Origin of the sequence: Nostoc sp. (assembly GCF_036919495.1) — a bacterium.
Lineage (GTDB): Bacteria > Cyanobacteriota > Cyanobacteriia > Cyanobacteriales > Nostocaceae > Nostoc.
Genome location: NZ_JBALBZ010000152.1, coordinates 1 through 18,635 on the forward strand (window position 1 = coordinate 1; position 18,635 = coordinate 18,635).

Consider the following 18,635-nt stretch of genomic DNA (forward strand, 5'->3'; position numbering starts at 1 on the left):
CAATATCTAAATTTTAACCATTTTTTATATTAAATTTTAGTTGTTAAAATCTAATTAATTTTGATTCTCGCCATAAAAGTAGCGGAAGAACCAAATTTATCTAAAATTACTAAAATTAACAAATAAAAAAGTTGTACAACTTATAAAAAGCTTAATATATAAAGGTTTTAAACTATTACTGTAAGGTATGAGGCTTGCGATCGCACTTCCTTGACTCATCAACCCTTTGCCCTTTTCCTCTCCTCAGTAAAATAGCTCGTAGTTATAATACTCTAGGACAGTTAGGGTATTCTAGACGATATGTAGTACTCTTTCTTTAGCTACCCGAAAAGTTACAGAAGAGGGGTATGTAGAAACTTCTATCAGTTTCTCAAGAGACTCGCCATTTGTTCAGCAAGTCTCTAAAGTTACTACACAGAAGCATAGTATTTATCATTGATTAACTGTCGGCTGAGTGTTTTAATCGAATACCCAAGGGCACAGTGAATTTTTGGGAGAACCGATAGCACAGCAATAGTTTTAGCAATTTGCGTCTACGTTATAAATAAAAAATTACTTTTCACAAATTAGATAAGATTGCTATAACCAAAATCGCCTTCTGCTTGCTCTCAGTTAAAACCCTGAGTATAATTGTTGCAAAAACTAATAAATTGTTCAAGCAAACAATGAATAAAATTCAAATAGATATATAGCTAAAGATAGCTTTATTAGCGGTGGATTTAGCAATTGATATAAAATTTTATTTTGTAAATTAGTATATAATATGCCTAAAATTACTGTTTGTATTCCTACTTTTAATCGTGTTCATCTCCTTCCTTATGCCATTGACAGTGTACTCAATCAGTCTGAGCAAGATTTTGAACTAATTGTTTGTGATGACGGTTCTAGCGATCGCACACCCGAATTAATGTCACAATATACAGATCACCGGATTAAATATATCCGTCATCTGCAAAATATTGGTAAAAGTAATAATATGCGCTCTGGTTTTGATGCAGCCAGTGGTGAATATTTTATTAAATTTGATGACGATGATCGGCTAACACCTGATTTTCTCGGAAGTACCGCAGCTATTCTTACTCAAGACTCTAGTATTGATTTTGTTGGTACAGACCATTGGATAATTGATATTGATAATGTGCGGGATGAGATAAAAACTCAAGAAAATTCTCGTCGCTGGGGTAGAAAGAATTTAATAGCAGGTGTTGTAGATAATTTGTTGGAAGTTGTATTTATTCAGCAAAGTTTTCAAGTTGGTGCGACATTATTTCGCCGTAAAACATTGCAAGAGTTAGGATATATGCAGCCAAATCTGCAAAATTGTGAGGATAATGATTTATTTGTGCGTCTGGCTTTAGCTGGAAAAAAAGGTTATTACTTACCAGAATTCTTGATGGAATATCGCTCTCATGCAGAACAGCAAGGTATTAATCGAGCCATTCCTTATTTATATGATAAAATCCAGTATTTAGAAAGTTATAAGTTTGAGTCTGATAAATTAGAGAAAGTCAGGAAAAATCGTTTAGCTGAAACGCAATTATTATTAGGTTTGCGTTTAATTGAAAAGGGTGAAACGCAAAAAGGCAGAGAGCTAGTTTTAGCGGGACAGTCTTTTTCGACCGCTAAAGCTTGGACTGGTTTAGGTTTATCGTTGTTACCAGTTGGGTTGCGAGGTAAGGCGTTTAATGCACTGCGGCAAGTGCGGGGTTAAGCATTGACATATTTTACAACTGAGTTTTAAGCTGGAAAACATCTAAATTGAATAATCAAATTAAATGAAACTCTTGTGGGGTGGGCATCTTGCCCGCCCTAATTATACAAATTAAATGCAAAACAGCTTACCTATAGAGACTTCAAAGAATAGCTATGTAGGTTGGGTTGAGGAACGAAACCCAACATTAAGCGTTAATTGTTGGGTTTCACTTCGTTCAACCCAACCTACTAGCTAACTTCTTGACCACTCATCAATAATAGTCAAAATTGTTTTATCACCCAACTTTATTGTTTTATCACTCAAGCTTTTAACAGACTTTACTACATCGCGGTAATCTTCAAACTCTTGCTTCGGTTTCTTACGTCGAGCATCAAATATGCCCTTTGCAATTTTTTCTGCACCAGGAATTCTAGCGCGTTGTAACTTTATAGATAACTCATCTTTATCCAAAGAGTTCAATAAACTGAGTGGATTACTCTGTTCACTCTTTTGGGGAATAAGGTTTTCAAGTTGCTTTAACTGACTATCTATTCTCTGTCTTTCTTGTAAAATTTCTGACTTGAATTCATTGAATTGCTTCTCAAGACGTAATTCTAGATTTGCCAGACGTGGTTCTAACTTTGTTATTTCAAGCTCTGGTGTTACTGATTTTCCAGAAGAATCAATTCCTTTGAGAGATGCAATTTGCTTTAATGCTACATCCTCATTTTCAGAAGATATAATTAAAGCACTAACCATGTCACCTTCACTAGGTTTTTTTTCTCTAGCTCTTACAGCAGAATAGTACTCGAAATGCCCATCAACTACCTCGTATTGTTCAAAGCCAGTCTTTTTTAGTATTAATGGTTTTAAAATCCCTCCAGATTCTAGTATCAGATCAGCAAGAATTTCTAAATCAGCCTCTTGAAAGTTTGAACGAGGAACATTAGAACTAACACTTTCAACATCTACCATAAAAAACTTAATCATTATTGCATCCCCATTTTACTTAAAACTTCTATAGCTAGAAATTCAAACTCAGCGGCGGCTTGATTTGCAGAAGGTTCATTCAGAGCAAAATCAAGAATAGATTTCGGATCAGGTATTTCCATATTCCCCACTAATATAGTTTTATTAATGCAAGCAGATAAAGCTGTTCTTTCTGAGATAATGCTATCCATGAGTGGCATATTATAACGATCAATAATTACACTTTTATGTTTTGCAAATGTGTATTTGAGATACTGAGCATTAGTAGAAATTTTGGATGGAAGAACACCCATAATATTAATAGGTGGCTTTCCTAAACCTTCTTTATTTTCATTAATTTCTTGTTGAATAAAATTTTTAACACTAGGTAATCCTTGATTGGAAAATGGCTTTAAGTCTGAAGGAATTATTAGGTAATCAGCAGCAGTTAAGGCAGCTTGTGCATACACATCAAGTGATGGAGGTGTGTCGATAATTACAATATCATATTCATTTTTTACTTTTTCTAATTTTTTAGCTAGTCTAGATCGGCTTGGCGCAGATTGGACAAGATTTTGCTGCAATGCAATCAAGGTGATATGTGAAGGGATAACATCAATTTCTGGATTGTTAAAAAACTTAGATTTGCAAACAATATCTGGAATAAACTTAATGTCGTTTTTTTCTAATAAATGATAAACATTGCAGTCTTTTAAATCATCATCTTCCTCAAATTGGAATTTAATCAATCCTGTAGCAAAAGTTGTATTTGCTTGAGCATCTATATCAATCAGAAGAACTTTTTTTCCTTTCTTACTCAACGCAGCCGCTAAATTGATAGCAACTGTAGTTTTGCCTACGCCACCCTTATGATGGTAGATTGCAATTGTGTTCATTGAATGTTCCTTCTTTGTTTCAAAACTTGAATTATTTTCAGTTACTTTAATTTCTGCTTTATCTACCAAATGTCCTTTTATCAAACTCTCTCTACCAATTAAATTTTTAATTTCATCTAACTTTATCTCAACTACCTTGTCAGAACATTGAAATACTAATTGAATATCAGTCTGCAATCTTTGATAAATTCTAATCTCTTTGCCATTAGTCAGTAATCCATACCTGACATTCAAGCTGGTTAAATAATGCCTGAGTCGGGGGACATGATGATTTAAGTTTTGTTTGGGATGCTTTGCCTCCATGACGACACTCAACGGCGAATTGGCATCTAAGACAAAGGGAATCACTTGTGCGGCAAATGCTAAGAAATCTAAGCGGATGCTACCAACGGCAACCTCTTGATGCCAGGTGTCAGGAGTATAACCTAGCTGCGGTAGCAAATATTGCACTATGAGTTTGCTTTCAACTTCGCTTTCGTTACGGCACAGCTCAGGATTAAAAGGCAATATTTTTCTACCTCTAAATAATTAATTGGACTTGGAATAAAACCTGATATTTGCTAGATTATGGCATAGCCTTAATTATGTTAAGTGATATAAATCACTTAGAAAAACATAAATTATCATCATAAAATTAGTACTTTTGCTGATAAAATAACCACTTCTGAGAGCTAGCTATATTCAAAAGTAACAGGCTCGGTATGTATTTCTCCATTATCTTTGTAAATGGATAGAATCAAAGTGTTTACCTATTTGCGCTAAAGGTTTTGGCTACTGTATCTTGTCCCCACTGCCATCAACTCGTTGATAGTCAAGCTATTAGTTGTCCCTATTGCCGGACGACACTCAAAGCTTACGGTCATCCTGGTATTCCATTGCACCGCGCCACTGGGGGCGGGTATCTGTGCGACACCTGCACTTATCACGCTGATGATACTTGCAATTTTCCTCAGCGTCCCTATGCCAAAGACTGTACCCTCTACCAAAATATTGAAGAGACAAAGTTAGAGTTAGAACAGCAGCGTCACACTAACAGTTTTGCACTAACTGTAAAAAATTGGGTAAAACGCAATCAGGCTTTGCTGTTACTTTTGGGTTTATTATTGGTCTGTTTGTTGTTCGTTATATTAAGGTCTTGATTTGTGTTTTCTGGGGAGTGGGGAATATAATGCTTCTGTGTTGAGTCTAATACAGACCTAAATAGTTACGATTTTATATTTAACAAACTTTCGGGATTTAATTCCCCTGCCTCTACAAGCAGCACGTTTTGCGTCGGGGTTAAATCCCCATTACAAAACGTAATTGCGTTAGCGACGTAGGAGCGTCATTGCGAATTGCGAATTGGTTTAAATTGTCTCCCCAGCTAAATTGCAATTGATGATGTATCAAAAAAATCCGGGTTTATGCATCTGAATTATCAGCTATTTGAATTTCTTGCTCGTATTGTACAATCGCTTCTTCAATTGTTTCATTACTAACATCTGAAATATCGGATTTGGAATAAATTGTAGTGAGTATAATTCCTCGATCAGTTTTCAGATAATAAATGACTCGATAGCCTCCACTTTTTCCTTTTTGAATGTTGGTATTTTTGAGACGAACTTTGAAAACCTGATATTTAACTCCAACAATTCTATCACCGAGGATTTCACCTGCTTGAAGTTGGTCAATTAAGGGTTGGAGATCAGTACGAATTGAACGATAGCGTTTGGCAAGTTCTCGAAGATCCCTTTTGAAACGAGGTGTAAGAGCGATCTGGATTGGCGATGGTTCACTCTGCATCGATGCCTGACCACATTTCGGAGAGGGGAAGAGTTTGCCCAGTTAAAGCTTCGTGTAAACCTTGGCGAATACCTTCTATAACAACTTCTGTAGGTGTTTCATCAGGATCGGTTTCGTCATCTTCAGAAAGTAAGACGATAACACGAACACGCTGTGGTTTAATGAATCCCAGTGATTTATCAAGCGTAAGTTGTCCACTCTCATTAATTGTCGCTGTGGTTTCAATTGCTTTCATAGATAATGATAGTGTTGTTAAATATTGATTCAACCTACTTATAGTCTAGTGCAGCTATCCCCCATTCATCTGGCAATCCCCTCAAACGCTTCATCCAAAATCGCCACTATAGGAAATGGTCAAAAATAACAAACCATGCCCAATCCCTAATCTTCAGGCTGTTATGATTTTGGATGCTTCCCCAATCTTCAAACGTAAGAATTCAGCACCCAGGAGTCAGAAGTCAGAATTTATAAGTCCTGTCAGTATGATTGGGATATTCATTTATCAAATCTCTGTCTGATTCTTTAACTATTCTGACTGCTGAATTCTGACTCCTAAATTCTTATCTTCAAACTGTGGTGATTTTGGATACTTCAGCAACAGGTTCAATCAATATGGCTGGCGCTTTTTCTTCAAAGGCGGCTAAATCGAACCAAAAAGTGGTGCCTATACCAACTTCACTCACCAGATGGACTTTACTACGATGTCTGTCGATGATATTTCTGACAATCGATAAACCTAAACCCGTGCCTTCTAGAGTGTGAACTCGGTTTTCTACGCGAAAGAAGCGTTCAAAAATTGAGTGTTGATCTTCTGTGGCGATGCCAATTCCAGTATCAGAAATTTCAATCCGCACTGGAGCAGATTGGGTGTGACTGGGTTTAAAATCTAGTTGGTAGGCGCGAATTGCCACTTTACCACCGAATTTTGTGAATTTAAGGGCATTACCAATCAGATTGCCAAACACTTGCACTAACAAATCATAATTACCCATTACTAGCGGCAAATTAGGGTCAACTTCTTGAATGAGTTCAACACCTTTATCTTTAGCATTCAGTTGGTAAGTACGTAGTGTTTGCTCGATCGCTTGGGCTAAATCTACGCCATCGAAGCTGTAGTTGCGACCAGATTCGAGTTTTGACAAATCTAAAACATCGTTAACTAGGCGAGTTAGCCGATCGGTTTCATGGTTGACTGTTTGCAGAAACTCTTGCCGTTCTTGTAAAGCTAAATCTTCGCCGTAGTCGTGCAGGGTTTCAATATAAGTTTTGATGTTGAATAGAGGCGTTCGCAGTTCGTGAGAAACGTTGCTGATAAATTGGCTTTTTGCCTCATTTAATTCCACCTCACGGGTTATATCTTGGACAGTAATCGCAATGCCTTTGATGCTTTCCCTTTGCACGTTGAGTACTGTAGTCAAGAGAATTCGGATCGTTCGTGGGGTGGGTTGGTTAATAAAAATTCGGAATTCGGCGCTTTCGCATTCGCCTGCTGCCATTTCGTACAAAGGGCGAGTGATTTCCATTTGTACTGCTGGAGGCAAGTGATGTAACACATTGTGTCCTACCACATCAGCGTTTTCCCAGCCAAAAATTCGCTTTGCTGTGGGGTTGACTAAAATCACTTGCATGTTGTTGTCAATCAACACTGCACCATCTGCGATCGTCGAAACTAGGGTTTCTAGTTTGGCTTTTTCTGCGGTCAGTTCTTCAATATTTTGTTCTTCATAGCGCTCTAATCGCTCTCCCATTTCATTAAAGCTTAAAATTAACTCCCCTAGTTCGCCCCCTAAAGGTAAATCAATACGCTGCTTGAAATTCCCGGTAGCAATTTGCTTGACCCCCACTAGCAGTTCTTTAATGGGCTTAGTGATGGTCAAGGCGTTTATCACTCCTGCCAAAATCACCATTACCCAAATGGTAATAAAAACGGCAATGGTGACATCGCGGGTAAAATTGGTGGAGATGACAGCAGTCTGATTGGGGTTAATACCGATCGCCAATACACCTAAGTATTTTTTATTGACAATCAAGGGAATAAATACATCGGTGACTATTCCATCTGGGGTTGTATGTTGCCGCACCATCGGCTTTTCCCCATCACCAGGGTAATCTTCTGGCAGTTGTATCCGCCGTTTAATGGTGAGGGAGTTTTCTACCTCCGCATCCCAAAAAGGAATGCCAAAAAAGATTTCCCCGTTTTCGTCGGCGTAAAGCATATAACGCACACTAGAGGTGCTGCTGTAGAAGCGTTGAGAAAATTGGGCAACCTCAGTCAGATTATTGTCAGCGACTAGGGAGGCAACGTTGGCAGCCAGCAGCAGCCCCAAGTCACGGCCAAAGCGAGTGTCATTCATCCGGGCATCCTGCTGGATTGTATTCACAGCCCAGAAGGTCAGGCCACTCATTACCAATGAAACTACCATTGTGGCCACAGCCAATAATTTGGTCTGGAGTGTGAACTCCGACCACCAAGTAGCGATCGCATGTCGAATTGTTTTTAACAGACTTAGCATCTTAAATAAAGTTGTTAATATTCTTTGTTATAAAGCCTAACAACTAAAAAATTAACAGTTAATTTGACAAACATGTTAAGGAATTGGGCATTGGGAATGGGGCATTAGGAAAGGAATAACTCTTAACCCCTAACTCCTAACCCCTAACTCTATGCCCAATATCTCTCCGGTAATATATCCCCTCAAACTGAATGTATTTGATACCTGCGTATGCTTGGGCGATCGCTTGCTGAAAATTTTCTCCGATTCCAGTCACATTTAATACTCGACCCCCATCTGTCACGACTTCTTGTTGCTGGTTTAATTTTGTACCTGCATGAAATACAATTGCTCCGGTTGCCTCTGCCTCACTAATGCCAGTAATGACTTGGCCTTTCTCATATTGTCCTGGATAACCACCTGAAGCTGCAACTACAGTTGCAGATACTCCCTTTTTCCAAGCAATGGGTGGCAATTCACCTAATCGCTGTTCTACACAGGCTAGAAGCAACTCTTCTAGGGGTGTTTCTAAGAGTGGCAAAATCACCTGGGTTTCTGGATCGCCAAAGCGACAGTTAAATTCCAAAACCTTGAAGTCGCCATCGGGTGCAATCATTAACCCAGCATACAGTACACCTCGGTAATCAATACCTTTAGCTTGTAAGGTTGCGATCGCTCTTTCTAATACTTCTGTTTGAATGCGTGCCATCAACTCTGGCGTAGCAATGGGTGCTGGGCTGTATGCTCCCATACCACCAGTATTGTCTCCCGTATCGCCATCACCAATTCGCTTATGGTCTTGAGCTGGCAGCAAGGGTCGAATCGTTAACCCATCTGTTAACGCTAAAATTGATACCTCTTGCCCAACTAAACATTCTTCAATGACAACAAATTCACCAGCACTGCCAAATTGCCCTTGAAAAATCGCATCAACGGCACTTTCTGCCTGTGCAACTGTTTCAGCTACCATTACACCCTTACCAGCCGCCAAGCCGTCAGCTTTAACGACAATTGGCGCTCCCTGAGATTTGACATAAGATTTTGCTGCTGCTGCCTGTGTAAATACCGCAGCTTGTGCCGTCGGAATTCCTGCTTCTTGCATCAGGGCTTTTGCCCAAGCTTTACTCGCCTCAATTTGCGCTCCCGCTCTGACTGGGCCAAATACCATCAATCCTTTGCCTTGGAGGTAATCTGTGATTCCCTTTGCCAAAGGCACTTCTGGCCCAACTATCACCAGAGTGATCCCATTTTCTAGAGCATATCGGCTCATGCCCTCAAAATTATCTACTGTTAAGGGCAAGTTATGGCAACGTTCCATACTTGCTGTGCCTCCATTCCCTGGTACACAGACAACTTGCTCAATTTGCTTAGATTGCAACAGTTTCCATGCCAGAGCATGTTCGCGCCCTCCATTACCTATAACTAAAACTTTCACTGCTTTCCTCGTGCGTTCCTTGCGAAACGAGAATGCCCTATTTGGCTCTCGCGGATCAATTTTTCATTAATTTTCACACTTATGCAAGCCCCCTCATAAATAAAAAGGCTCACGAGCAGGGGCAGCAATAAATATAGCTATAGCTTTTCGTAATCAAATGAGGTTCATTAGAGCAAGCTCTGTGTATTTAGTGACTACCCAAATATGGCAGTTTCCCGCTCTACTGTTCAGTGGTAATTTGGTAGGGGAATAAAAAATCACGAAAAGTCACATGCTTTTACTTCAGTGGAAATCCTGTATAACAGCAATAACCTTGACCGCAATCAGTCTTACTGCATCCAAGTCGGCGTTGGCAGTATCTCTATACTCAGTTACCAACTTAGGCAGTCTTACAGGACAAGCTTACAGTTACGCTACAGGCATCAATGACTCAGGTGAAGTAGCTATTAATTCTTTGGCCAGTTCTTTTTTTTATAGCAATGGTTCACTTAAAAAAATTAGTCCCCTACCTGGCGATAATCAACTTGCAGTAACTGGTATCAATAACTTGGGGCAAGTAGTTGGTAATTCGGTTGGTAATAATAACTTGACTGTAAATAACCCTTTCCTATACAGCAATGGCATCACCCAACCCCTCCCTATCCAAAACGCTATTCCTTATGCCATTAACGAGCGCACCCAAATAGTAGGAGGAGCCACAGGACTTGGGCCTTTTTTATATAGTGATGGTAAAGCAAGCAGTATAGGAAGTCCTGGTAATGTTGCTTACAGTTTAAATAACTTGGGACAAGTAGTAGGCATTCTCAGTTCAAACACAGCTTTTCTGTACGAAAACGGCCAAACTACTAACTTGGGAACTTTGCCAGGTGACGAGTACAGTGTAGCAAATGATATTAATGACTCAGGACAAGTGGTAGGTGGTTCGGGACTTACTGGAGTAGACGATAGTAATGCTTTTCTGTACAGTTCCAACACGGGACTCCAAGACCTCGGTAGGTTACGTCCTACAGATTCGTTCAGTCTTGGTGTGGGAATCAATAATTTGGGTCAAGTAGTCGGGTTTTCTGGCAGTAACAACGACTTTTTTGCAGCAGATGGCAATGGTTTGCGGGCTTTTCTTTATAGTGATAGCACTCTGTACGACTTAAATGACCTGATTGCTCCTGGTTCAAACACTGGCTTTATCTTGACAGCAGCATCTGCCATTAATAATAAAGGCCAAATTGCCGGTCGTGGTGCAGTTAATGGTAAATTAAACGCCTTCCTCTTGACGCCAATCTTATCTGTCTCTGTACCTGAAGCAACTTCAGCCTTTCCTATTTTGTCGTTCGGTGCTGTTGTAACTTTATTTGCAGCACTCAAGCGCAAACGCCACTCTAGTAGTGCAGTCATACAACAAAAACTTCAGGAAAACAAAGCGATGACTTGAAAATAGGGATTGATTTAACTAATCCCGCAAGTCCCCATCTTCTCTACGAGACTCTACGCGAACAAGGTACTCCTAAGATGGGGATTGCATAAGGGTATTTGTTTTCACAAACTAGTCATAACCTGAGCCAATTGATTAGATAAATCAACTACAGAATCCTGGCATTTGTTAAATAAAACGCCAGCTAGAAAATAATAATCGCCAGAATAAAATGCCATGTTGTTTTTTCGGAGTTCTTCTATATGGTTCTTTACCTTGGGATCGGAGCTATAATAGCCGAACTGTAAAGGTAACACCATGAAATTTTGAACACAATAACCATTTTCTTTAGCTAAGTTTAGTGTACTTGTTGGATTAGAAAAACTAGAGATTAAAACCAACACATTTTCATAACCTAACGACAAAAGATCGTTGGTAACTGTGGCTCCATCTACACCCCCAAATAAAAGTGGCATATAAATATCATTATCTGGAGCCGGTAGATAAGGCGGATTGGCTACAAGATACTCGGCATCGGGTTGAGAAGAATTAAACAAAGATGAATTATGGATTATATATTTATTAGTGAGATTATATTCATCAATGGTTGAATTTGCGACTTTCCATGCAGAAGTATTTAATTCAAATCCCTGGATAATGCCATCGAAGTTGTTTCTTAATAAGGAATTAATTACAGGGCTGCCATCTCCTGAGCCAAACTCCACAATAGATTCGTAACTTTTACAATTTCTGAAAACAAAATTTTCTAAACAGTTTGAGTAAAAATTAGATTCTTCAGGACAAAAAAAGATATCTTTCATTTGACTGCACTTTAATGTGTAAGGTATAATCAATGTAGTAGGAGGTTATTTTATACCTTAATTTACAGGTAATAAATAACCGTTTCTTTAGTAAAGAAGTCCTCGCTAAAGAAATTGGATTGTAGGGAGATTAGCAATAGTAATGATGTAGAAATGTGAAATTATAAACGCCAGAATAAATCTGCCATTTTTAATTTCTAATTTTTTAGATTTCTTAGATGAGTCAGACAGATTGTTTTGCTTCACGGATTAATTGCACAACAGCAATACCCGCGCGATCGCTCATGAGTTTCTGCTGATCGTACCCAAGCACTAATTCCCATGCATCATTGGGATATCGTTCTGCTAATGGCAAAGCCACATCATCTAACATCCAACGGCCGTGGCGTTCATCTTCCCTAATGTGTAGTTCCCAATAACCCACCGCGACTTCTGAGAGTCCCAGCCGTTGTGCCGCCACCATATAATTTTTGTAAACCGCAGGGCCAGCCACCTCAAAATAGGTCAAACCGCCGCTGTAACGCAGGAAATAGCGTTTGCGCTCAGTCATTAGAAAATTATGATTGGTAGAAGCTAAAACTTCCCAAGGTACTAAATCGAAATACGCCTCTGGTTCAGTGTTCATTCCAAACTCAGCAAGCATTTGGGCAAAAAATGTAGAATGCTTGCGAGATAAACGACCATTGCCGTATTCTTCTATTAGTACTCGCATTAGGGTACACTGCACTTCATTAGCAACACCACCCAAAATGCGGGAAAGATGACTGGCTTCAACCAAGCCATCAAAAGAACCGATCGCTAACAGGTGACGATAGCCGGATTCAGTCATTTCCTCACGAATGTAGCGGCTACTCTCCGACAAAATCGGATCTAAATCGGCAGATGTGCGCTCAATTAGAGCTTGTTTCACATCTAATTGTTGCAGAGCAGGCACATCGAATTGTGCCTGTTCCCAGTGTTGCCAAGCAGCTTCAATTAGCTCACGACATGAAGACAAGTAAAGCGATCGCTCATTGGTATAGTGCCGCAAATCATCATACCAAAACAGCTTTAGCCGATTAATTCGATAAAGTATCCGTTGCAGAAAACGGTGAGCCTGTTCATCAGAGCGATCGTTTTTATAGGCAGCGCGAATTGCCCTTGAAAGTGCCTGTTCAAACTCACTAGCTATTGCAGGTTTTACATCTAATTTATGATCCAAATCCTCCATTGCTAGCAGTTCTATAAATTGTTCCTCAGCACGGTCGTAGTTGGTAATTGTTCCTTCTTCTGTTTGCGTATTCTTTTTTGCAGCCCCAGCGTTAGGAAATATAACTAAATTGCTTTGCATGGAATCTTCGGTAGCATTGGAAATGTGAGAAATTACAGCAGAATTCAGGAGTAAAACACGCTTTATATCTGGGTAACAGACGCGAGCTTGTGTACCTCACCTTCCTTAAAGTTTGCTGTATTTTCACCTCTAATACTTAAGTTCCCACACGAGTAGCTTTCTCTACCTCTTTCCCTGGTTATAAAGAAAAATTAAGTCTAGGGGAACAAAGGGGATTAGGGATTAGGGATTGGGAATTGGGCATTGGGCATTGGAAATGGTTATTAATTCTTGTCCCTCACTCCCTCACTCCCTCATCTCCCCCTACCTCCCTTGCCTCCCCTGCTCCCCCTGCCCCCTGCCTCCCCTGCCTCCCCTGCCCCCTACGGTACTTCCTTCTGCTCGATCGCCTTACTTGGCGGAATCTCCTCAAGAGGAATGAGTGCTTCGATTACCGACTTCACAATTGGGGCGGCGACAGTAGAACCATAAGCACTTTCTCCTTTTGGTTCATCCACTAGTGCGAACACAACATACCGAGGAGATTCCACTGGCAAAATAGCCACGAAGCTAGTCATTCTAGCACCCTTAATGTAACCACCATTAGGACTAGCTTTTTGGGCTGTACCAGTTTTACCAGCAATGCGATATCCCGGAATTTGTGCCGCCTTTCCGCTACCTTCATTAACAACAGTTTCCATCATTTCCACAACCTTTTGGGTTGTTGCGGCTGAGAAAATTTGGCGGGGGACGGTGTGAGTAGGTGAATCATGCATTTGCCCTTTGCTATCAATCAGCCCCCGAACTACATGGGGTGTGACTAATTTACCGCCATTGGCTAAAGCACCATGCATTTGCACCAGCTGTATGGGTGTCATGGAAAAGCCTTGCCCAAAGGAAGTAGTAGCTGGTTCAATTGGCGAAGCGATAAATTCTTCTTGACTTTTGAGCCGGCCACCAACTTCAAAAGGTAAATCTGTATCAACTTTTTGTCCTAGCCCTAAGCGTTCTAGCCAGTTGTAGTAGATTGAAGGCTTTAAGCGTTGGATAATTTGCACCATGCCAATGTTGCTGGAATATTGCAAAATCTGAGCGATGCTGATTCGCCCATTAGCATTATTCATTGCATTTTTGATGGTGTAATCAGCTACTCGAATAGAACCGGAGTCATTAAACATATCATCTGGTTTGATGACGCCATTTTCCAGAGCGATCGCTACATTCAAAGGTTTAAAAGTCGATCCTGGTTCATAAAGATCCGCCACCGTCCAGTTTTTAAATAGCGAAATATTAGCTTTAGCATATTCATTAGGGTTATAAGTAGGCTGAGAAACAAGGGCGAGTAAGGAACCATCCAAGGCATCCATGACAATTACCGCCCCACGTTTAGCTTCAAACTTATCCATTTGTTGTTTGAGTGCAACGCGGGCAATTCGTTGCAGACGGCTATCAATAGTGAGTTGCAGTCGCAAATCATCAAAATGCAAAAAACCTTCAGGGGCATGATCCGGCATCAAGGCCCCATTACCCGACCGACTGAGGCGCACCGTTTGCACAGGACGTTCTAGCAACTTCTCTTGAGAGTATTCCACACCTGCTTGACCACGGCGGTCAAGATTTACGTAGCCCACCACATCAGAAACCAAATCGTCTGGCGGATAATATCGGGAGTATTTTTGGGCCCACTCCAAGCCATCTAAGCGCAAAGAGATGATGCGATCGATAGTTTCTTCGGGGAGGGCTGGGGCAAGTATAATTCCGCTTCTTTTGCTTTGAAAAGTTTTGATCAATTCAGCAGTATCTTTTGCCAATATTGGCGCTAGCCGCCCTGCCATATCTTCATTAGACTTATTAAACAGCTTGGGATGAGCGTACAAAGTATATACAGGACGGTCAATCGCCAACAGATTACTATTGCGATCTACCACCGGGCGACGGGGCATAAAAGGTCGCAAATTCACCATTTGCTGGTTTCGCGCCTGCTCTGTTAATTTTGGCCCCTTGACAATTTGTAAATTATACAATTTAAGACCCAACCCCAACCCTGCTGCCATTAATACGCCCCATACTATAAACAGTCGGGACTTGGTGTTAGATGTTTGATTTTGGATATTAGAGGCAAGTGTCCCTAACAATCCTCCTTTAGAACCCTTCTGTCGCCTTTTAAATGCTGGATTTCGAAACTTTCTGTTTGTTCTGCTTGGTGATTTTTGCATTTGGTTGTCCTTTGTCATTAGTCATTAGTCATTTGTCCTTTGTTCTTCGTCTTTAAAGTTCAGTTCCTCTTTGAAGTTGGCACTATCACCTAAAACCGACACTCAGACCTATTTGTTTGTCTGAAACTAATGACCAATAACCAATGACTGTTAACCTTAATACCCCAGTGGCGAAAGTGTTTGCTGTTGCGTTTGGGGATTTGGCGTTGTGTTAGACGATGCTGGCTTAGGACTACGAGATGCTGGAGATAAGAAAATCATCCCTTGAGGAGTCGGCGATACCAGCCCTGCTGTTGGTTGTTCTGCTTCCTGGGCAATTTTATTTGTCAGCGTCGCGTTGGTTGTCGTTAATAGCCGCTCATGACGTTGGAGGTTTTGCAGTCTGCGATATGACTTACTCCAAAGCTCTTGAGAATATACCGTCCAGCCATAAACAGCAAGTGTCGATGCTACTAACAAGAACGCCAAAACTGTCGAATAACGCTGAAAGGTGTACAAGCGCAGCAACCACAAAGGTGCCGCTCCAGAATTAGGCATTATGGGAAGGCGAAGAAAACCTACCCCTGGAGTTTTTTGGTTTGCACTCGACTGCTCGTTGAGATTTAGTACTTGTTGTCTACCCAACTGTTTCCCCAATTTGGGCATAACGGCTCCATTTGTGGGAGAAACCGCTAGCTTTTTCGGAGAACGCTGACGTCTTTGAGAGGATACTACAGCTTCTTGGGGAGCAGGTGTAGAAGCGCTTTGTGATGCTGATTGTATACGTGCAGAACGTCGCCTCCCTAAAGAAAGGATAGAATCTCGCCCGAACCAAGTACCCCTTGTAGAAACAGCAGATTTACGAGCAACTACCATAAATTTTTTAGATGAGAAATACTGTACTTTAGATTGATTGTCTTAATTGTCTCTTTTTGCTTAGTTAAAATCGCCTTCTGTGCAACAAGCACACATAACAGACTACACCCTTTTAACTGTTCTGATAGATAGCTATACCAATTGCATCCTCTAGATATTGCAATTTTGCAATCAGCGATTAGCAATTGGACAGCTTGCCCTTTAGATATCGCACCTAAAGTATGGCAACGCAGAGCAGCAAGGTGCAATACTCCGGGAAAAAATAAATTTTTTGCTATGATAGCTCGGTTTGCTAGAAAATTTGGTAATTTCCGTTTTGCTCCTGAGTTAAGAGAAACTAATCAGATGGCTGTTATGATACCTAATCAAAAAAAGAATACCCCAAAGGATTGTTTTTTTAATATGTAATCTCGTAGCATTTAAAAAAAAGCAATAAATACGGTATCGTATTCAACAGGCGAAAAATTGTTCTAGCCACAATTGGTGAAAGAGGAGTTATGAAAACAAGAATCTTTGGTTTGGCTGTAATCTTAAGTCTGGCTACAATTCTCGGAGCTTGTGAAGGCGGTGGCGGTGGTGATGCTGGTAGTGGCGCTGGTGGCGCTGGTGGTGGAGGTACTACTAGTACCCCAGCTGCTGGTGAACCAACTGATGCACCTGCTGCTACTCCCGCAACTACTCCTGCTGCTACTCCCACTCCTACTGCCACTGCTACTCCTAAATAGGGCATCAATCAGCTTTAGTTTAAATGATGCCCAAAATAGCTTAGTGACAAGGCTCGTCACCACATAGCTTGAATTAATTAGATTCAAGTAAAAACCTGCATTTTTCTGTTGGTGTATTAGAGCCTAGAATTTACTTGAATGCTAAGTAGGGCAGTAAGTAAAGGACACTGGTGATGAGGATTACCTCTTTAACCATGTGTCCGCAACCATCTGTCCGCTTGATAATCCTTGCCTGAACATAAAAGCAGGTGAGCAGGTGAGCAGGTGAGCAGGTGAGCAGGTGAGCAGGGGACAGGGGGCAGGGGAGAAAGATACTGGAATTGCCCAGTATGCCAATAGAGGGTTTCAAGCGGCTAAATTTATTTATGCTCAATGTTAAATATTTATTTCGATAGGGCAGCGTTAGCGACGTAGGAGCGTCTGACTCGCTAACGCTTCTCTACGAGGCACTGCGCTAAGGCTATTAAGCGTCGCGGAAAGTGCCACAAGAAATAATTTCGTCATTGTTTTAGCAACCCTAAATTTATTTATCAGGTTCTCCACCAAACTTTGTGACCCTTGTTGCCTTCCTCTTCTGTGACTCGAACCTTATTTCAAGGCGAAGGGAGTTGAATTTTGTAAATCTAAGCCATTTTGTGGGCAAAGTATTTCCCTGCTTTGGTGTTTGCAATAGCTTAGACTCCTGACTTTTCAGAGGGCAAAACAATTCATTGCGATCGCTGGCAATTGCTCTTGGGCATTCCCTGTAGTCTATTCCATATCAGAAGAGACCTGGTGATGTCCCTTGATATTGCCAGATTTTTATTGGGAAAGTTTTTAACTTTGGGAATGGAGAATGGAAAAAACAGATTTTTATCCTGCGTTGTGAACGCAGTTCAGGAGATGGGGAGAGTTAAAGCGATAAAGACAATAAAATTATTGAGCTTAATTGTGATTAGTGGAACCTTTTTTGTGTTGAGTAGCTCTTGGCGTTCAGCAGTCATAGCATTACCACCACCAGAGGATACACCAGAAGAAATATTACGCACTAAAATTATCATAGAGGCGCGATCGCCTATTGATGGAAAATCCCTAACAGCTGCCGAATATATTCAATTACAAGCGCAGCTCCAACTTGCCCCGCCCCCAAAACTAGACCCCAAAATTCGAGAACAGATTTTCTTGCTTCGTATACGTAAAACCTTACTTCAGTTTTTCCCATTTTTAAATTTTTGATACATTCGTCATTAGTCATTAGTCATTTGTCATTCATCCTCTGTGCAATGCCCCATGCCCCATTCCCCATTCCCCATTCTGATGTACGATAACGGTGGCGACAAAATTGCAAATAAATGTAAAGAATATATATAGATATTAAAAAAGTAGATTTAGTCAATCACGTTATTATCACTTAGGTAGCTTCATGTCCATGACCACGATCGCCCCTGAACAGGTTAACAGCATCGTTTGGAATCAGCATAACGATCCCTTTGAAATATTAGGTTCTCATCCCGTAGAACAAGACGGCAAAACTGTCTGGGCTGTGCGGGCCTACCTACCAAATGCAAGTGCAGCATGGGTGGTTCTTCCTGAACAACGCAAGGAATACCCAATGCAAACAGTGCATCATCCCCACTTTTTTGAATGCACGATTGATACTCCAGAACTGGCAAACTACCAGTTACGGATTAAAGAAGGGGAACATGAGCGTGTCACTTATGACCCTTACGCTTTCCGTTCTCCCAACTTGACAGACTTTGACTTGCATTTGTTTAGTGAAGGCAACCATCACCGGATATACGAAAAACTGGGAGCGCACCCCACGGTAATAGGCGGCGTTAAAGGCGTTTATTTTGCAGTTTGGGCACCCAATGCTCGCAACGTTTCATTGTTGGGAGACTTCAACCTCTGGGATGGGCGTAAACACCAGATGCGTAAAGGTCGCACTGGAATTTGGGAATTATTTATTCCTGAAATCGGTGTGGGAGAGCATTACAAATATGAAATCAAAAATTTTGAAGGACACATTTACGAAAAATCTGATCCCTACGGTTT

General features: G+C 40.8%; 17 protein-coding genes. 7 read left to right on the top strand and 10 right to left on the bottom strand.

The window, feature by feature from the left end:
• The first annotated feature begins 763 nt into the window (after positions 1–763).
• A complete protein-coding gene (locus tag V7K25_RS21780) occupies positions 764–1,711 on the top strand; it encodes a glycosyltransferase family 2 protein (RefSeq protein WP_335160538.1) in 948 nt (315 codons plus the stop codon).
• A 234-nt stretch (positions 1,712–1,945) separates the two neighbouring features.
• Here V7K25_RS21780 and V7K25_RS21785 read toward each other — a convergent pair whose 3' ends face one another.
• Together V7K25_RS21785 and V7K25_RS21790 are read right to left on the bottom strand one after the other, a co-directional pair.
• Positions 1,946–2,683 (bottom strand): ParB N-terminal domain-containing protein, encoded by a 738-nt coding sequence (locus tag V7K25_RS21785; protein ID WP_335160539.1) that lies wholly within the window; start codon positions 2,681–2,683, stop codon positions 1,946–1,948.
• The gene (locus V7K25_RS21790; protein ID WP_335160540.1) at positions 2,683–4,065 is read right to left on the bottom strand and encodes an AAA family ATPase; all 1,383 of its coding nucleotides are present in this window, start codon (positions 4,063–4,065) and stop codon (positions 2,683–2,685) included. Before V7K25_RS21790 ends, V7K25_RS21785 begins: the two co-directional genes overlap by 1 nt.
• 260 nt (positions 4,066–4,325) lie before the next feature.
• Here V7K25_RS21790 and V7K25_RS21795 point away from each other — a divergent pair, with 260 nt between their 5' ends.
• Positions 4,326–4,697 (top strand): zinc ribbon domain-containing protein, encoded by a 372-nt coding sequence (locus V7K25_RS21795; RefSeq protein ID WP_335160541.1) that lies wholly within the window; start codon positions 4,326–4,328, stop codon positions 4,695–4,697.
• Positions 4,698–4,959: 262 nt separating this feature from the next.
• On the opposite strand, the gene V7K25_RS21800 is transcribed toward V7K25_RS21795, so the two are convergent.
• The 4 genes from V7K25_RS21800 to purD all read right to left on the bottom strand — a co-directional run bounded on the left by V7K25_RS21800 (position 4,960) and on the right by purD (position 9,267).
• Positions 4,960–5,340 carry a type II toxin-antitoxin system RelE family toxin gene (locus V7K25_RS21800; RefSeq protein ID WP_335160542.1) on the bottom strand — a complete coding sequence of 127 codons (381 nt, stop codon included), beginning with the start codon at positions 5,338–5,340 and terminating at the stop codon, positions 4,960–4,962.
• Positions 5,330–5,575, bottom strand: a complete 246-nt coding sequence (locus tag V7K25_RS21805) for a type II toxin-antitoxin system RelN family antitoxin (RefSeq protein WP_190727335.1) — start codon at positions 5,573–5,575, stop codon at positions 5,330–5,332. The genes V7K25_RS21800 and V7K25_RS21805 overlap by 11 nt, the downstream gene beginning before the upstream one ends.
• Positions 5,576–5,906: 331 nt before the next feature.
• A complete protein-coding gene (nblS, locus tag V7K25_RS21810) occupies positions 5,907–7,853 on the bottom strand; it encodes a two-component system sensor histidine kinase NblS (protein ID WP_335160543.1) in 1,947 nt (648 codons plus the stop codon).
• Positions 7,854–7,989: 136 nt separating this feature from the next.
• A complete protein-coding gene (gene purD / locus V7K25_RS21815) occupies positions 7,990–9,267 on the bottom strand; it encodes a phosphoribosylamine--glycine ligase (RefSeq protein ID WP_335160544.1) in 1,278 nt (425 codons plus the stop codon).
• Positions 9,268–9,580: 313 nt separating this feature from the next.
• Between purD and V7K25_RS21820 the strand changes: the two genes are divergently transcribed.
• Positions 9,581–10,696 (top strand): hypothetical protein, encoded by a 1,116-nt coding sequence (locus V7K25_RS21820; protein ID WP_335160545.1) that lies wholly within the window; start codon positions 9,581–9,583, stop codon positions 10,694–10,696.
• Positions 10,697–10,800: 104 nt separating this feature from the next.
• On the opposite strand, the gene V7K25_RS21825 is transcribed toward V7K25_RS21820, so the two are convergent.
• From V7K25_RS21825 to V7K25_RS21840, 4 genes are all read right to left on the bottom strand, one after another.
• Positions 10,801–11,496, bottom strand: a complete 696-nt coding sequence (locus tag V7K25_RS21825; protein WP_335160546.1) for an SAM-dependent methyltransferase — start codon at positions 11,494–11,496, stop codon at positions 10,801–10,803.
• A gap of 223 nt (positions 11,497–11,719) precedes the next feature.
• Positions 11,720–12,826: an iron-containing redox enzyme family protein gene (locus V7K25_RS21830; RefSeq protein WP_335160547.1), complete on the bottom strand. Its 1,107-nt coding sequence runs from the start codon at positions 12,824–12,826 to the stop codon at positions 11,720–11,722.
• 362 nt (positions 12,827–13,188) lie between these two features.
• Positions 13,189–15,021 carry a peptidoglycan D,D-transpeptidase FtsI family protein gene (locus V7K25_RS21835; protein ID WP_335160552.1) on the bottom strand — a complete coding sequence of 611 codons (1,833 nt, stop codon included), beginning with the start codon at positions 15,019–15,021 and terminating at the stop codon, positions 13,189–13,191.
• 156 nt (positions 15,022–15,177) lie between these two features.
• A complete protein-coding gene (locus V7K25_RS21840; RefSeq protein WP_335160548.1) occupies positions 15,178–15,876 on the bottom strand; it encodes a hypothetical protein in 699 nt (232 codons plus the stop codon).
• A gap of 141 nt (positions 15,877–16,017) precedes the next feature.
• Between V7K25_RS21840 and V7K25_RS21845 the strand changes: the two genes are divergently transcribed.
• The 4 genes from V7K25_RS21845 to V7K25_RS21860 all read left to right on the top strand — a co-directional run.
• Positions 16,018–16,284, top strand: a complete 267-nt coding sequence (locus V7K25_RS21845; protein ID WP_335160549.1) for a hypothetical protein — start codon at positions 16,018–16,020, stop codon at positions 16,282–16,284.
• 89 nt (positions 16,285–16,373) lie between these two features.
• A complete protein-coding gene (locus V7K25_RS21850) occupies positions 16,374–16,601 on the top strand; it encodes a hypothetical protein (protein ID WP_335160550.1) in 228 nt (75 codons plus the stop codon).
• Positions 16,602–17,483: 882 nt separating this feature from the next.
• Positions 17,484–17,816 carry a hypothetical protein gene (locus tag V7K25_RS21855; protein WP_335160553.1) on the top strand — a complete coding sequence of 111 codons (333 nt, stop codon included), beginning with the start codon at positions 17,484–17,486 and terminating at the stop codon, positions 17,814–17,816.
• A 187-nt stretch (positions 17,817–18,003) separates the two neighbouring features.
• Positions 18,004–18,635 (top strand): GlgB N-terminal domain-containing protein (locus V7K25_RS21860; protein ID WP_442948106.1); only part of this gene is annotated, 632 nt, incomplete at its 3' end.

What these genes read in the sequence shown, in the direction of transcription:
- V7K25_RS21835 (WP_335160552.1), bottom strand. Translation starts at nt 15,021, where the DNA reads ATGCAAAAATCACCAAGCAGAACAAACAGAAAGTTTCGAAATCCAGCA.
- V7K25_RS21830 (WP_335160547.1), bottom strand. Translation starts at nt 12,826, where the DNA reads ATGCAAAGCAATTTAGTTATATTTCCTAACGCTGGGGCTGCAAAAAAG.
- V7K25_RS21805 (WP_190727335.1), bottom strand. Translation starts at nt 5,575, where the DNA reads ATGAAAGCAATTGAAACCACAGCGACAATTAATGAGAGTGGACAACTT.
- V7K25_RS21780 (WP_335160538.1), top strand. Translation starts at nt 764, where the DNA reads ATGCCTAAAATTACTGTTTGTATTCCTACTTTTAATCGTGTTCATCTC.
- V7K25_RS21785 (WP_335160539.1), bottom strand. Translation starts at nt 2,683, where the DNA reads ATGATTAAGTTTTTTATGGTAGATGTTGAAAGTGTTAGTTCTAATGTT.
- V7K25_RS21800 (WP_335160542.1), bottom strand. Translation starts at nt 5,340, where the DNA reads ATGCAGAGTGAACCATCGCCAATCCAGATCGCTCTTACACCTCGTTTC.
- V7K25_RS21825 (WP_335160546.1), bottom strand. Translation starts at nt 11,496, where the DNA reads ATGAAAGATATCTTTTTTTGTCCTGAAGAATCTAATTTTTACTCAAAC.
- V7K25_RS21850 (WP_335160550.1), top strand. Translation starts at nt 16,374, where the DNA reads ATGAAAACAAGAATCTTTGGTTTGGCTGTAATCTTAAGTCTGGCTACA.
- V7K25_RS21855 (WP_335160553.1), top strand. Translation starts at nt 17,484, where the DNA reads ATGGGGAGAGTTAAAGCGATAAAGACAATAAAATTATTGAGCTTAATT.
- nblS (WP_335160543.1), bottom strand. Translation starts at nt 7,853, where the DNA reads ATGCTAAGTCTGTTAAAAACAATTCGACATGCGATCGCTACTTGGTGG.
- V7K25_RS21840 (WP_335160548.1), bottom strand. Translation starts at nt 15,876, where the DNA reads ATGGTAGTTGCTCGTAAATCTGCTGTTTCTACAAGGGGTACTTGGTTC.